The organism is Streptomyces sp. NPDC005794, from assembly GCF_042871445.1.
Classification (GTDB): domain Bacteria; phylum Actinomycetota; class Actinomycetes; order Streptomycetales; family Streptomycetaceae; genus Streptomyces.
This window is the reverse complement of sequence record NZ_JBIAIN010000015.1, coordinates 192,810-206,239: the sequence shown is the minus strand read 5'-3', so window position 1 is coordinate 206,239 and position 13,430 is coordinate 192,810. Positions and strand designations below refer to the sequence as shown.

Below are 13,430 nucleotides of genomic sequence, written 5' to 3'. Positions count from 1 at the left end.
CCCGTTTCACCGGGGCCCTCCGGGCGCTTCCCTTCGTTCTTGCGTTTCCGACTCTATCAGACTCTTTCGTGTCCGATTCCCGGTCGAAGCGGGTTACTGCTCTTTCGCTTTCCAGTTCTTCGCTTTCGCGTTTCCCTTTCCGGCGGTTCCAACTTTACCAGACTCTTTTTCGTTCCGTTTCCGGTCCGAATTTGATTCCAGCGACCCATGGAGTGGTCTTTGCCTTTCGGCTGACTCGACTTTATCAGAAGCAATTCCACCGAAGCGAATCCGGCGTTTGCGTGAAAGAGAAGAATCGATCGGCTCTGCGAGGATCACGTCCTCTGCACGAGCGAGATGAACTTTAGACGTTCTCGAGCAAGCTGTCCAGCTCGCTCGAACCGTTAAAATCTACCTCTCCACGCGAACTGTGTCAACAGTTTTTGTGGACGACCAGAAGACTAGCAGGTCAGCGCTCCCCCACGCACATCGGCCGTCAGGCTGCTGTGGGGAGCTCCGCGCTTCGCTCGCCGGCCTCTACGTCTCCGGTGTCGCCGGCACGGGCCGCCCGGCCTCCGAGGACATAGACATAGGCGAGAAAGGCCAGCTCAGCCACCACACCGATGGTGATGCGGGCCCAGGTGGGAAGGCCAGAAGGGGTGACGAAGCCTTCGATCGCGCCGGAGACGAACAGGACCAGCGCCAGACCGATGGCCATGCCTATCGCGGCGCGGCCCTGCTGGGCCAGGGCCGCCCGTCTGGTGCGTGGGCCCGGGTCGATGACCGTCCAGCCGAGTCGGAGTCCAGTACCTGCTGCGACGAAGACGGCGGTGAGTTCGAGAAGACCGTGCGGCAGGACGAGCCCGAGGAAGGTGTCCAGACGGCCTGCCGAGGACATCAGGCCGATGCCGACAGCCAGGTTGAGCACGTTGACGAAGAGGATCCAGATCACGGGGATGCAGAGGAACGCCCCCAGCACCAGGCACATGGCTGCCGCCTGAGCATTGTTCGTCCAGACCTGGGCGGCGAAGGAGGCGGCCGGGTGACTCGAGTAGTACGTCTCGTACTGGCCACCGGGCCGGGTCAGAGCGCGCAGGTCATCCGGGGCGGCGATCGACGCCTGGACCTCCGGGTGCGTGCCGATCCACCAGCCGATGACGGCCGCCAGCAGTGTGGAGAGCACCGCCGTGGGAATCCACCAGTGCCGCGAGCGGTAGACGGCTGCGGGAAAGCTAGCGGTCAGAAAGCGGGCGGCGTCACTCCACGAGGAGCGGCGGGTCCCCGTCACCGTGGAGCGCGCGCGGGCCACCAGCTGAGTGAGGCGAGCGGTCAGCAGGGGGTCCGGGGCACCGGACTGGATCAAGGAGAGATGGGTGGCGGTGCGCTGGTACAGGGCGACGAGTTCGTCCGCCTCCTCGCCTGTCAGGCTGCGCCCGCGGTGCAGAAGGTGGTCCAGGCGGTCCCACTCGATGCGGTGGGTGGTCACGAAGACGTCGAGATCCATGGTCGGCTGCTGCTCCAGGCATGGGTGCGTACGGGTCCGTACTACGGCGGCGCGCTGCGGGTCAGCTTGGCAGACTGTGCTCCCGAGAGGCAGGGAAGGGCGGCGAGGGGTGGGTGGCGATGAATGAACTCGTAACCGGAGACGCGGTCGTACTGGGCTTGCAGCCGGCGAGGCTGCCCAGCCGGGCGTTGGCCATCGCGATTGATCTTGCGGTGCTTCTGACCGTTTTCGTGCTGCTGTCCGTCGGGCTGGCCGTCGCGACCGTGACGCTCGACGAAGCCGCGATCGCCGCGATCACCGTCGCCTCGTTTCTTTTGATCCTGGTGGGCGGGCCGGTCGCGGTCGAGACGCTCAGCCACGGCCGCTCGCTCGGAAAGCTTGCCTGCGGACTTCGTGTGGTGCGGGACGACGGCGGGCCCATCCGGTTCCGGCACGCGCTCGTGCGGGGCGCGATGGGCGCGGTCGAGATTCTGGGGACGTTCGGAGTCGTGAGCTGTATCGCCTCTCTGGTGTCCGCCCGCGGCCGTCGGCTCGGTGACGTGTTCGCAGGAACGCTCGTCGTACGTGAGCGGGTGCCGGTCGGGCGCACTCTCGCCGTGCCGCCGCCACCGCCCTGGCTCGTGGGACGTTTCGCGCAGCTGGACCTCTCGGGCGTGCCGGACGGTCTCTGGCTGGCGATCCGTCAGTACCTGACGCGGATGAACCAGCTCGACGGCGCGGTGCGCGGGTCCATGGCCGAGCGGCTGTCCACGGATCTCGCGGCGCGTACGGGCGTTCCGGTGCCGCAGGGGGTACCGGCGGCTGCTTACCTGGCGGCCGTGGTGAACGAGCGACAGACGCGGGACGTCCGTCGGGTGGCCGCGGCAGCCGACCGCAGCCACCTGACGCCCGGGGCACCCGTGCCGGTGCCCGTGCCGACGAATCGGGAAGTGCCCGGTGGGCTGCGGTCCGCGGAGGTCCGGCCCGGAGGGGGAGGTTCACCCACGGCGTCCGACGCGGACAAGGACGGGGCCGTCCTGCCGCCCACGACCGGGTTCGTCCCGCCCGCCTGAGCCCTGCCCGCGTTCTCAGGCCCCGTCCGCCGGGCCGGGCATCGCCGAGGGCGGGGATTCGAGGTGCTCGAGCTCGATGCCCGGCGCCGCCAGCACCACGTCACCCGCGATGTGCACGGCGTGCTGATCACCGGTGTCCAGTGCGTTGACCTGGTACTCGTCCACGATCAGGGGCCCGTTGTCAGTGGCGTGCGCTTCACTGTTCAGCAGCGACCAGGACTGGTCGACGGTACGGGGGGCGAGAACCGGGTCCGTGAAGGTGACCAGACGGACGCGGGTCGCGGGGGAATCGGGGGTGAGGCGAAGGAGCCGGGCAGTGGCGACGAGGAAAGCCGGGGATGTGCCGGAGAAGGTGTGGGCGCGGACGTTTCCTTCGGTGGCGTGAGCGCCGGTGGGATCGTTCCGTACCCAGGTGACCCCGTCGAGGGCGGCGCCTCGGATCTGCCAGCTCGCAGCGTGCAGTTCGAGACGGATGGGGCGGCCGAGCTCGTCCAGTGCCAGATCGACGGAACCCAGGTGGGCGCCCGAGGGGCCCGTCGTCTGGGAGACATAGCGCCAGCCGGACGGACCGGGCGCGCAGTGGAAGTGTTCTTCGCCGAGGGGGGTGTGGTCGTGGACATCGTGGAGCGAATAACGGCCGCGGGGCATGGGGTCCTTCGGGTTCCTCGGGCTGTGCGGGTGCGGTACGGGGCAGGCCCCCGACACGGGGGTGCGGGGGCCTGCGCTCGGACCTGCTGCTGAGAGCTGAGCCGGCCGTCGGCCGACGGCCGGCTCAGTAGCGGTAGAGGTCGGACTTGAACGGACCCTCGACCGGGACACCGATGTAGTCGGCCTGCTCCTGGCGCAGGGTCGTGAGCTTCACGCCCAGCGCGTCGAGGTGAAGCCGGGCGACCTTCTCGTCCAGGTGCTTCGGCAGCACGTAGACATCGGTCGGGTACGCCTCGGGCTTGGTGAACAGCTCGATCTGGGCCAGGGTCTGGTCCGCGAACGAGTTGGACATGACGAACGAGGGGTGACCGGTGGCGTTGCCCAGGTTCAGCAGACGGCCCTCGGACAGCACGATCAGGACCTTGCCGTCCGGGAACTTCCAGGTGTGGACCTGCGGCTTGACCTCGTCCTTGACGATGCCGTCGATCTTCGCCAGGCCGGCCATGTCGATCTCGTTGTCGAAGTGACCGATGTTGCCGACGATGGCCTGGTGCTTCATCCGGGCCATGTCCGAGGCCATGATGATGTCCTTGTTGCCTGTGGTCGTGACGAAGATGTCCGCGGTCTCCACCACGTCGTCCAGCGTCGTGACCTGGTAGCCGTCCATCGCCGCCTGCAGCGCGCAGATCGGGTCGATCTCCGTGATGATCACCCGGGCGCCCTGGCCGCGCAGCGACTCCGCGCAGCCCTTGCCCACGTCACCGTAACCACAGACGACGGCGGTCTTGCCGCCGATCAGGACGTCCGTGGCGCGGTTGATGCCGTCGATCAGCGAATGGCGGCAGCCGTACTTGTTGTCGAACTTCGACTTGGTGACCGCGTCGTTGACGTTGATCGCCGGGAACAGGAGGGTGCCGTCGCGGTGCATCTCGTACAGCCGGTGCACACCCGTCGTGGTCTCCTCGGTCACACCGCGGATCTCGGACGCCAGCTGGGTCCACTTCTGCGGCGCCTCACCGAGGGTGCGGTTCAGCAGGGTGAGGATGTAGGCGTACTCCTCGCTGTCCGCGGTCGACGGGTCCGGGGCCTCGCCGGCCTTCTCGAACTCGACGCCCTTGTGGACGAGGAGGGTGGCGTCACCACCGTCGTCGAGGATCATGTTCGGGCCGCCGGTGGGGGTGTTGGGCCAGGTCAGAGCCTGCTCCGTGCACCACCAGTACTCCTCCAGGGTCTCGCCCTTCCAGGCGTAGACCGGGACGCCGGCGGGGGCGTCCGGGGTGCCGTTCGGACCGACCGCGATCGCTGCGGCGGCGTGGTCCTGGGTCGAGTAGATGTTGCAGGAGGCCCAGCGGACCTCGGCGCCCAGGGCGACCAGGGTCTCGATGAGCACCGCGGTCTGGACGGTCATGTGCAGGGAGCCGGTGATCCGGGCGCCGGCCAGCGGCTGGGCGTCGGTGTACTCCTTGCGGATCGACATCAGGCCGGGCATCTCGTGCTCGGCGAGGGTGATCTCCTTGCGCCCGAAGGCGGCGAGGGAGAGGTCTGCGACCTTGAAGTCCTGGCGATTGGCGGCCGTCGTCATAACGGGCTGCTCCTCGTAGTGGGTCGAGGGTGGGCTGGCTGGCTCTGCGGCGGCCACGGGCACACGAATGCCCGGGCGATCCGCAGTGCAGTCCGTCGGAGGCCCTCTCTCCCTCGGCCGGCCCGCTCGCGCGAACCGATCGACCGCCATCAGCAGCGACGTCTGGTACTTCCTCGAATCTACACCGAACGGCCCAGCGAGCCCCAGTCCGCCTGGGCGGCGGCGTGGGTCACAGGGCCGTTCGGGGCTGATCCTCAGCGGGTCAGTGTCCGGATCCCGCCGGTGCGTCGCCGGGAGACGCGGGGCCTCCCGGTGCCTTGCCCGGGTTGGTGCCGGACGCGGCGGCGGCCTCGTCGTAGATGTCGGGCTCGAGGTAGATGACCCGCGCGATCGGGACGGCCGCGCGGATCCGGTTCTCGGCGGCGTTGATCGCTTCCGCGACCTCGGCGGCGGACTCCTCGGCCCGCACCGCGATCTTGGCCGCCACGAGGAGCTCCTCCGGACCGAGGTGGAGCGTGCGCATGTGGATGACCCGGGTGACGGTGTCGCCGTCGACCACGGCGGCCTGGATCTTCTCGACGTCCTCGGTACCGGCCGCCTCACCGAGCAGCAGCGACTTGGTCTCGGCGGCGAGGACGATCGCGATGACGATCAGCAGGATGCCGATGCACAGGGTGCCGATGCCGTCCCACACACCGTTGCCGGTGCCCAGCGCCAGGCCGACGCCTCCGAGGGCCAGGACCAGGCCGACGAGCGCACCGAGGTCCTCGAGGAGGACGACGGGAAGCTCCGGCGCCTTGGCGCGGCGGACGAACTGTGTCCAGGACAGGTTGCCGCGGGTCTGGTTGGACTCCTGGATGGCCGTACGGAAGGAGAAGCTCTCGGCGATGATCGCGAAGACCAGCACGCCGACCGGCCAGTACCAGGCCTCGATCTCGTGCGGGTGCTTGATCTTCTCGTAGCCCTCGTAGATCGCGAACATGCCACCGACCGAGAACAGCACGATGGACACGAGGAAGGCGTAGATGTAGCGCTCGCGCCCGTAGCCGAAGGGGTGCTGGGGGGTCGCCTCCCGCTGGGCCTTCTTGCCGCCGAGCAACAGGAGTCCCTGGTTGCCTGAGTCCGCCAGTGAGTGGACGCTCTCCGCCAGCATCGATGACGAGCCACTGAAAAGGAACGCCACGAATTTGGCCACTGCGATCGCGAGGTTGGCGGCGAGTGCCGCCACGATCGCCTTGGTTCCGCCTGACGCGCTCATGGGTGCCTGGTGTCCCTTCCTCGGTGCTGCGGCACGGGCGCCGCGTTACGGCCGGACATTGTTGCAGCCGCTGGTGCGGACGGTACGTCAGGCCACCACGGTCGCGCGGAAGAGCGTTCCCGTACCGGATACTTCGAGCGTTTCGTCCGCCGGTACGAACACGGATTCGCCGGGTGCGAGGCCGGTCTCCCCGGCCTGGGGGGCGCCTGCCGTGCACAGCAGGATCTGCGGGGTGCCCGCCGTGAGGTCGACGGGGGCGCCGCCGGGCGGCAGGACGTAGCGCGACAGCCGGAATTCGTCGACCGGCGTCTCGTAGAGCTCCTCACCGGTGGGTGAGGCCTCGGGGCGCAGGATGCCGGGCTCGGAGGCTTCGAAGCGGACGATGCGCAGCAGTTCGGGGACGTCGACGTGCTTCGGGGTGAGACCGCAGCGCAGCACGTTGTCCGAGTTGGCCATGATCTCGACGCCCAGACCGCCGAGATAGGCGTGCGGCACTCCCGCGCCGAGGAACATGGCCTCGCCGGGCTGGAGTTGTACGTAGTTCAGCAGCATGGCCGCGATGACGCCGGGGTCGCCGGGGTAGTGGTGGGCGATCTGGGCGTACGGGGCGTGGGCGCCGCCGAGCCGTTCCGCGGCCTCGGCCGCGTCGGCGACCGTGTGTGCCATCTCATCGGGGTCCGCGGTGAGGATCGCCGTGAGGACCTCGCGCAGGGCCCCCTCCTCGGGGTGGGCACGGAGCAGGTCGACGTAGGGCTTGAGCGAGTCGACGCCGAGGGCGGCTATCAGGTCGGCGGCTTCCGCCGGCCTGCGGAAGCCGCACAGCCCGTCGAAGGGCGTGAGCGCGCAGATCAGCTCGGGCTTGTGGTTGGCGTCCTTGTAGGTACGGTGCGGCGCGTTCACCGGGATGCCCCGGCGCTCCTCGTCCGCGTAGCCCTGCTGTGCCTGCGCCAGGTCGGGGTGGACCTGGAGGGACAGCGGGGCGCCGGCCGCGAGCAGCTTGAGCAGGAAGGGAAGGCGGGGGCCGAAGGCGCGGACGGCCGCGGAGCCGAGTTCGCGTTCGGGGTCGGCCGCGATGACGTCCGTGAGGGACTGCTCGGCCGCCCCGGAACTCGAGGAGTCCGCCCCGGGACTCGCGGAGTCCGCCCGGGGACTCCCGGAGTCCGCCCGGGGACTCCCGGAGTCCGCTCCGGCCGGGCGGGTGAGGCGCGAAGGGGCTCCCGGGTGGGCTCCCATCCACATCTCGGCCTGGGGTTCGCCGGTCGGGGCTGTGCCCAGCAGTTCGGGAATGGCAGTGGTGGACCCCCAGGCGTAGGGGCGCACGGTGTTGGAGAGCCGGTCCATGGAGATGTGTCCTCGTGGGATGCGCGGGGGCGTGGGCGCCCAGGGCGGAGGCGGGCGGTCAGGCCCTGTTGTCGGAGGCCAGGGAGGTGTAGACGGCGGCGAAGTCGGTGACCGCGAGGAGCTCGGCGAGGGCTTCGAGCTCGCTGCCCTCCTCCGGTTCGAGTTCGCTGATGGCCGTGTCGTGGCTGAGGGCGAGCTCACGGGCGGCCGGGCTCGCGGTCAGGCCGCCGGCGGGCCGGTCGCGGAGCAGGACGACACGGGCCCGCATGGTTTCGGGTTCGTCCACCCGGTCCCGGAAGAAGTCGTCGGGGTCGCCTCCGGCGGCGAAAGCTCCGGCGAGCAGTCCCCCGTGGGAGGGCAGCGCCTGTGGCAGTTCGGCGACGAGCGCCGGGCGGCCGGCGAGTTCGGCCAGGACGGCGGCGAACCGGCGCCCGACGGGCCCCGCGGCCTCGCCCTCCGTCCAGATGAGGGGCAGGCTGTCGGCGAGTTCCGCGGCGAGGGTCTTGGCCGGGTTGCTGTACGTGGCGATCGCCGGCCCGCAGCGCTCGGCCGTGCGGTCGAGGCGGTCGGCGACCTTCTGCAGCGACTCCGGGGGCGCGTCGATCAGGCCCACCCGGTCCAGCAGGGCGAGCAGGGGGGTGAGCAGGGCCCAGAGCGTGCCGGGGCCCGCCGCCGAGGTCTCGGCGTCGTACTCGCCGTACGGGGCGGACGCCATGGGCACGACGAGCCCGTGCACCCCGTCGACCGCTTCGCGCAGCGGGGAGCGGTCGGGTGCGACGGCGACGACCGTGCAGCCGTGGCGGTACGCCTGCTCGGCGAGCAGCGCGAGACCGGGTTCCGAGCCGTCGGCCGTCGCGATGAGCAGCAGGTCCACGGACCCGGCCCAGCCGGGCAGCGCCCAGCGCAGCGCTCCGGCGGCCGCCGCGACCCCGGTGGGACGGATCGCGGTGACGGGAGCGGAGGCGCCAGCGAGGGCGCCGATCAGGTCGGCGACGCCGGACGCGGCGGTACCGGGGCCCGCGACGAGGACGGCACGGGGCCGGCCTTCGGGGGCCAGAGCGCTTATACCCGCCTCGGCGGCGTGCCGGGTGGCGGTACGGACGCGGGCTCCGGCCTCGGCGGCACCGCGCAGCAGACCTCGCCGGTCGGCTCGGGCCAGGGCTTCCGGTGCGTCGAGCAACGACTCGTCGAGCATGGGGGTGGGCCTCCGATCACCGTGCTGATCAGGAACGCGGGTTACGCGGGGCGGCGGGCCTCGTCGACGAGGAGCACCGGAATGCCGTCCCGGACCGGGTAGGCGAGACCGCAGTCCGTGCCGGTGCAGACGAGCTCGGGGCTTTCGTCCGCGGACCGGTCGTCGAGCCCGGCGTGGCAGGCCGGGCAGGCGAGGATCTCCAGAAGGCCGGCTTCGAGCGGCATGGGGTGGGTCCCTTCGGGCATGCGGTGCGGATCCGGTCCGGACCCGGTTCGGGTCCGCGGAGCTTGGGGCGTGGTCAGCCTACCGCCGGGCCGGGAGGGTCGCGGCCCGGCAGGCCCCGCCCGACGGAGCAAGCGTCGGGCGGCCCGCACGCGGCGGACGGTGCGGGAACCGGCTCCCCGGGCACCGGCTCCCCGGGCGCCTGTTCCCGCGGGCACACGCACCGCGGGCGCCGCACGGTGCGTCCGTCCAGCGCGCCCGTTGTGCCCACGAGGCGCACCGGTCACGCACGGACGAGAGCGAGCACCTCGTCCCGTACCGCCGTCATCGTCTTCTCGTCCCGTGCTTCGACGTTCAGGCGCAGCAGCGGCTCGGTGTTGGAGGCGCGGAGGTTGAACCACCAGTCGCCGCTGGTCACCGTGAGTCCGTCGAGCTCGTCGAACCGCACGTCGTCGCGGCCGTCGTACGCCGTCCTGATCGCCGCCAGGCTGCCTGCCTGGTCGGCCACGGTGGAGTTGATCTCGCCGGAGCCCGAGTAGCGGTCGTACCGGTCGAGGAGCCCGGAGAGCGGGCCCTCCTGGCCGCCGAGCGCGGCGAGGACGTGGAGGGCGGCGAGCATGCCGGTATCGGCGTTCCAGAAGTCGCGGAAGTAGTAGTGCGCGGAGTGCTCGCCGCCGAAGATCGCGCCGTGTTCGGCCATCTCGGCCTTGATGAAGGAGTGGCCGACGCGGGTGCGGACGGGGGTTCCGCCGTTCTCTCGTACGACCTCGGGGACCGACCAGGAGGTGATCAGGTTGTGGATGACGGTGCCCTTGCCCCCGTTGCGGGCCAGCTCGCGGGCGGCGACCAGGGCCGTGATCGCGGACGGGGACACGCCCTCGCCGCGCTCGTCGACGACGAAGCAGCGGTCCGCGTCGCCGTCGAAGGCGAGGCCGAGATCGGCGCCCTCGGCGAGGACACGGGCTTGGAGGTCGACGATGTTCTTCGGGTCGAGGGGGTTGGCCTCGTGGTTCGGGAAGGTTCCGTCGAGCTCGAAGTACATGGGTACGAGGTCGAGGGGGAGGCCGGCGAAGACGGTGGGGACGGTGTGGCCGCCCATGCCGTTGCCCGCGTCCACGACGACCTTGAGCGGCCGGATCCCGGAGAGGCCGACGAGGCCCAGCAGGTGCGCGGCGTAGTCGGTGAGGGTGTCGCGCTCGGTGACCGTGCCCGGGGCGGTGGCGGCCGTGGCGGGGAGCCCCTGTTCCGACCACTGCTCGACGAGCGTGCGGATCTCGGTCAGGCCGGTGTCCTGGCCCACGGGCGCGGCCCCGGCGCGGCACAGCTTGATGCCGTTGTACCGCGCCGGGTTGTGCGAGGCGGTGAACATCGCTCCGGGCAGGTCCAGCGCCCCGGAGGCGTAGTACAGCTGGTCCGTCGAGCAGAGCCCGATGAGGGTCACGTCGGCGCCGCGGGCCGTCGCGCCGCGGGCGAAGGCCGCGGCCAGACCGGGCGAGGACGGCCGCATGTCGTGGCCGATCACGATCGCGTCCGCTTCGGTGACGTGGACGAAGGCGGCGCCGAACAGTTCGGCCAGCGGCTCGTCCCACTGGTCGGGCACGACTCCGCGCACGTCGTACGCCTTCACGAGCTGCGACAGGTCAGCAACCACGGCCGGTCCTCCTGGAGTCATTACGGAGCGCCCAAACTACCGGGCTCCCGTGAACTCCCGGTCAGGGGAGCATCCAACCCAGTACCGCCGTGCTCTGCGCCATCACGACCAGGCACATCACCAGCAGCAGCCCCAGGCTCCACGGCAGGACCTTGCGCAGCAGATCGCCTTCGCGTCCGGCGAGGCCGACGGCCGCGCAGGCGATCGTCAGGTTCTGCGGGGAGATCATCTTGCCCAGCACCCCGCCGGAGCTGTTGGCGGCGGCGAGGAGTTCCGGCGAGAGGCCGGACTCCCGTGCGGCGGACACCTGGAGGGCGCCGAAGAGGGCGTTGGCCGAGGTGTCGGAGCCGGACACGGCGACGCCGAACCAGCCGAGCACCGGGGAGAGGAAGGCGAGTCCGGCGCCCGCCGCCGCGACGGACTGGCCGATGGTGGCGGCCTGTCCGGAGAGGTTCATGACGTAGGCGAGGGCGAGCACGGACGTCACGGTGAGGATCGCGTAGCGCAGTTCGTGGACGGTGGCCGCCCACTCCCGCGCCGCGGTACCGGCCCGTACGCCGATGACGCCGGCGGTGACCAGGCCCGCGAACAGGACGAGGGTGCCGCCCGTGCCGAGGAGCGGGAGGGAGAACACGTTGGCACCGACCGGTTCGCCGTCGGGTCCCGCGACGTCGAGGAGCGGCCAGTCGAAGACCTGTGTCGCCTCGGCCAGCAACCGCTTGACGGGCGGGATCTGGGCGAGGGAGAACACCGCGACGATCAGCGCGTACGGGGCGTAGGCGCGCAGCACCTCACGGCGCGGGTCCTCCTGGTCCAGGTCCTCGCTGCGCACGCCCGTCAGCACGGCCGCGCGTACGGGTTCGGCGGCGGGCCTGCGGGCGCCGGGGACGGCGATCAGCGCCCCGGCGCCCACCAGCGCCGCCGCGATGTCGGCGAGCTGCGCGGAGACGAAGTTGGACGCGGCGAACTGCGCGACGGCGAAGGCCACTCCGCAGACGAGTGCGGGCAGCCAGGTCTCCCGCAGTCCTCGCTTGCCGTCGACCAGGAAGACCAGGATCAGCGGGACGACGAGCGCGAGCAGCGGGGTCTGGCGGCCGACGACCGTGGCGACGTCGTCCAGCGGCAGTCCGGTGACCTGCGCGAGCGTCACCACGGGCGTGCCCATGGCGCCGAAGGCGACCGGCGCGGTGTTGGCGACCAGCGAGATGACGGCGGCCTTCACCGGGTCGAAGCCGAGGGCGACGAGCATGACCGAGCAGATCGCGACGGGTGCGCCGAAGCCGGCCAGCGCCTCAAGGAGCGCACCGAAGCAGAAGGCGATGACCAGCGCCTGGATGCGGGGGTCGTCGGAGACCCGGCCGAAGGAGCGCCGCAGGATGTCGAAGTGCTGGGTACGGACGGTCATCCGGTACACCCAGAGGGCGTTGACGACGATCCACATGATCGGGAAGAGCCCGAAGAGGACGCCGTGCGCCCCTGCGGACAGCGTCTGCCCCACGGGCATGCCGAACGCCAGCCAGCCGACGAGCACGGCGACGGCGAGCCCGATCAGTCCGGCACGGTGGGCCTTCATGCGGACGGCGCCGAGCAGCACCAGAACGGTCACCAGTGGCAGGGAAGCGACAAGCGCGGACAGAGCGAGCGAATCGGCTACGGGTTCGAGTTGCTGGACAAACACACAGACCTCCCCGGATTCCGTGATGCGGAAGCGATCTCTCACGGGTGGGGGAATGGTCGTGTCCGCGACAAGCCATCGTCAATGCTCCGTACCGGGAAATCTTCTTCCGGACAGATGCCGGTCAGACGCCGGACGGAGGTGGCGGGTGGGGCAGGAGGTGCGTCAGGTGAGGCAGGAAGTGCGGGAGGTACGTCAGGAGTCCGGGGAACGCAGCACCCGGAGATGCCCCCGGCGCGCGACCTCCACCGGGTCCGCCGCACGCGGTCCCCTGCCACCCTGCTGACGGTCCTGGGGCCGCGCCGCCTCGCGCACGGCGTTGGCGAGCGCTTCGAGATCGTCACCGCTGGGCCGGGTGGGAGCCGAGGGGTCGGCGAGCCGGACGACTTCCCAGCCACGCGGCGCGGTGAGGCGCTCACCGTGCTCGGCACAGAGGTCGTAGCAGTGGGGCTCGGCATAGGTGGCGAGCGGGCCGAGGACCGCGGTCGAGTCGGCATAGACGTACGTCAGTGTCGCGACGGCGGGACGGCCGCACGCGGTTCGCGAACAGCGACGTACAGGGCTCACGATGTTGGACGGTACCGCACTCTTGAGCGGGCTGCGACGACTCTCCCCCAGCACACCCCCTCGTGTCGCCCCGGAAACGTGCCCCACATGGCTCCGGCGCAACCGTTCCGACCTGTGCGGCAGCCCGTACGCGTGCGCTGATTCGCGGTCGTCGGGGACATGCGGAGCGGCCGTTCGGCGAGGGTTCCGCGATCGGAGCAGGGGCCGAAACCGCCCCCGGCCCTGGCCTGAATGTTCATCCGGGGACATCTGAGGGGCATCCGGCGGACCTGTGGAGAACCCGTGATCGCCCCGGCCCGAGGAGAGTTACGCTGCGTCGGTGATGGACAGTCCCGTACCGCCCCACCCGTCCGAGCCACGGCCCCGCCGCCGCGACCGCCATGGCCGCGGCATGCGCGGACCGGTCGCCCCGCCCCAGGTGCCGCTGTCCGTCAGCAGGGCCGAGAGCTTCCGCGATCTCGTCCAGGATTCGGTGGAACGGCTGGAGCGGCGCTGGCCGCAGCTGGCGGACGTCGACTTCCTGGTCCTCGATGTGCCGGGCTCGCTCGAGGAGACGGTGCCACTGGGCCGCTCGCTGTCGGCCGCGAAGGGACAGCCCGCTCAGATCGTCGTCTACCGGCGTCCCGTCGAGATCCGCACCAAGAGCCGCGACGAGCGCGCCATGCTGGTGCACGAGGTCGTCGTGGAACAGGTCGCGGAGCTGCTCGGCCTCTCACCCGAGTCGGTCGACCCGCGCTACGGGCAGGACTGAGGGCC

Annotated in this window: 12 protein-coding genes; 2 read left to right on the top strand and 10 right to left on the bottom strand. The window is 70.7% G+C overall.

The features are described from left to right. Positions 1–475: 475 nt before the first annotated feature. Positions 476–1,483: a stage II sporulation protein M gene (locus ACFYQ5_RS24435; RefSeq protein WP_389200366.1), complete on the bottom strand. Its 1,008-nt coding sequence runs from the start codon at positions 1,481–1,483 to the stop codon at positions 476–478. A 119-nt stretch (positions 1,484–1,602) separates the two neighbouring features. On the opposite strand from ACFYQ5_RS24435, the gene ACFYQ5_RS24430 reads away from it, so the two are divergent. Then, a complete protein-coding gene (locus ACFYQ5_RS24430; RefSeq protein WP_389200364.1) occupies positions 1,603–2,535 on the top strand; it encodes an RDD family protein in 933 nt (310 codons plus the stop codon). Between the two features lie 15 nt (positions 2,536–2,550). Here ACFYQ5_RS24430 and ACFYQ5_RS24425 read toward each other — a convergent pair whose 3' ends face one another. The 9 genes from ACFYQ5_RS24425 to ACFYQ5_RS24385 all read right to left on the bottom strand — a co-directional run bounded on the left by ACFYQ5_RS24425 (position 2,551) and on the right by ACFYQ5_RS24385 (position 12,725). Continuing rightward, a complete protein-coding gene (locus ACFYQ5_RS24425; protein ID WP_389200362.1) occupies positions 2,551–3,183 on the bottom strand; it encodes a hypothetical protein in 633 nt (210 codons plus the stop codon). 124 nt (positions 3,184–3,307) lie between these two features. Beyond that, complete coding sequence (ahcY, locus tag ACFYQ5_RS24420) at positions 3,308–4,765, bottom strand: adenosylhomocysteinase (RefSeq protein WP_389200360.1); 1,458 nt, start codon at positions 4,763–4,765, stop codon at positions 3,308–3,310. Positions 4,766–5,027: 262 nt separating this feature from the next. Continuing rightward, positions 5,028–6,023 carry a cation diffusion facilitator family transporter gene (locus ACFYQ5_RS24415; RefSeq protein ID WP_389200359.1) on the bottom strand — a complete coding sequence of 332 codons (996 nt, stop codon included), beginning with the start codon at positions 6,021–6,023 and terminating at the stop codon, positions 5,028–5,030. Between the two features lie 87 nt (positions 6,024–6,110). Beyond that, positions 6,111–7,364, bottom strand: a complete 1,254-nt coding sequence (manA, locus tag ACFYQ5_RS24410) for a mannose-6-phosphate isomerase, class I (protein ID WP_389200357.1) — start codon at positions 7,362–7,364, stop codon at positions 6,111–6,113. 58 nt (positions 7,365–7,422) lie between these two features. Continuing rightward, a complete protein-coding gene (locus ACFYQ5_RS24405; protein WP_389200355.1) occupies positions 7,423–8,559 on the bottom strand; it encodes an SIS domain-containing protein in 1,137 nt (378 codons plus the stop codon). A 41-nt stretch (positions 8,560–8,600) separates the two neighbouring features. Next, the gene (locus ACFYQ5_RS24400; protein WP_389200353.1) at positions 8,601–8,783 is read right to left on the bottom strand and encodes a Trm112 family protein; all 183 of its coding nucleotides are present in this window, start codon (positions 8,781–8,783) and stop codon (positions 8,601–8,603) included. Positions 8,784–9,064: 281 nt separating this feature from the next. Then, on the bottom strand, positions 9,065–10,432 hold the full coding sequence (locus tag ACFYQ5_RS24395) for a phosphomannomutase/phosphoglucomutase (RefSeq protein ID WP_389200351.1): 1,368 nt from the start codon (positions 10,430–10,432) through the stop codon (positions 9,065–9,067). 61 nt (positions 10,433–10,493) lie between these two features. Beyond that, entirely contained in the window at positions 10,494–12,110 is a 1,617-nt protein-coding gene (locus tag ACFYQ5_RS24390; protein ID WP_389200349.1) for an L-lactate permease, read from the bottom strand. A gap of 192 nt (positions 12,111–12,302) precedes the next feature. Next, positions 12,303–12,725 carry a DUF3499 domain-containing protein gene (locus ACFYQ5_RS24385; protein WP_389200387.1) on the bottom strand — a complete coding sequence of 141 codons (423 nt, stop codon included), beginning with the start codon at positions 12,723–12,725 and terminating at the stop codon, positions 12,303–12,305. Positions 12,726–12,996: 271 nt separating this feature from the next. Between ACFYQ5_RS24385 and ACFYQ5_RS24380 the strand changes: the two genes are divergently transcribed. Then, entirely contained in the window at positions 12,997–13,425 is a 429-nt protein-coding gene (locus ACFYQ5_RS24380; protein ID WP_389200385.1) for a metallopeptidase family protein, read from the top strand. The last annotated feature ends 5 nt before the right edge of the window (positions 13,426–13,430 follow it).

What these genes read in the sequence shown, in the direction of transcription:
- ACFYQ5_RS24435 (WP_389200366.1), bottom strand. Translation starts at nt 1,483, where the DNA reads ATGGATCTCGACGTCTTCGTGACCACCCACCGCATCGAGTGGGACCGC.
- ACFYQ5_RS24430 (WP_389200364.1), top strand. Translation starts at nt 1,603, where the DNA reads ATGAATGAACTCGTAACCGGAGACGCGGTCGTACTGGGCTTGCAGCCG.
- ACFYQ5_RS24425 (WP_389200362.1), bottom strand. Translation starts at nt 3,183, where the DNA reads ATGCCCCGCGGCCGTTATTCGCTCCACGATGTCCACGACCACACCCCC.
- ahcY (WP_389200360.1), bottom strand. Translation starts at nt 4,765, where the DNA reads ATGACGACGGCCGCCAATCGCCAGGACTTCAAGGTCGCAGACCTCTCC.
- ACFYQ5_RS24415 (WP_389200359.1), bottom strand. Translation starts at nt 6,023, where the DNA reads ATGAGCGCGTCAGGCGGAACCAAGGCGATCGTGGCGGCACTCGCCGCC.
- manA (WP_389200357.1), bottom strand. Translation starts at nt 7,364, where the DNA reads ATGGACCGGCTCTCCAACACCGTGCGCCCCTACGCCTGGGGGTCCACC.
- ACFYQ5_RS24405 (WP_389200355.1), bottom strand. Translation starts at nt 8,559, where the DNA reads ATGCTCGACGAGTCGTTGCTCGACGCACCGGAAGCCCTGGCCCGAGCC.
- ACFYQ5_RS24400 (WP_389200353.1), bottom strand. Translation starts at nt 8,783, where the DNA reads ATGCCGCTCGAAGCCGGCCTTCTGGAGATCCTCGCCTGCCCGGCCTGC.
- ACFYQ5_RS24380 (WP_389200385.1), top strand. Translation starts at nt 12,997, where the DNA reads ATGGACAGTCCCGTACCGCCCCACCCGTCCGAGCCACGGCCCCGCCGC.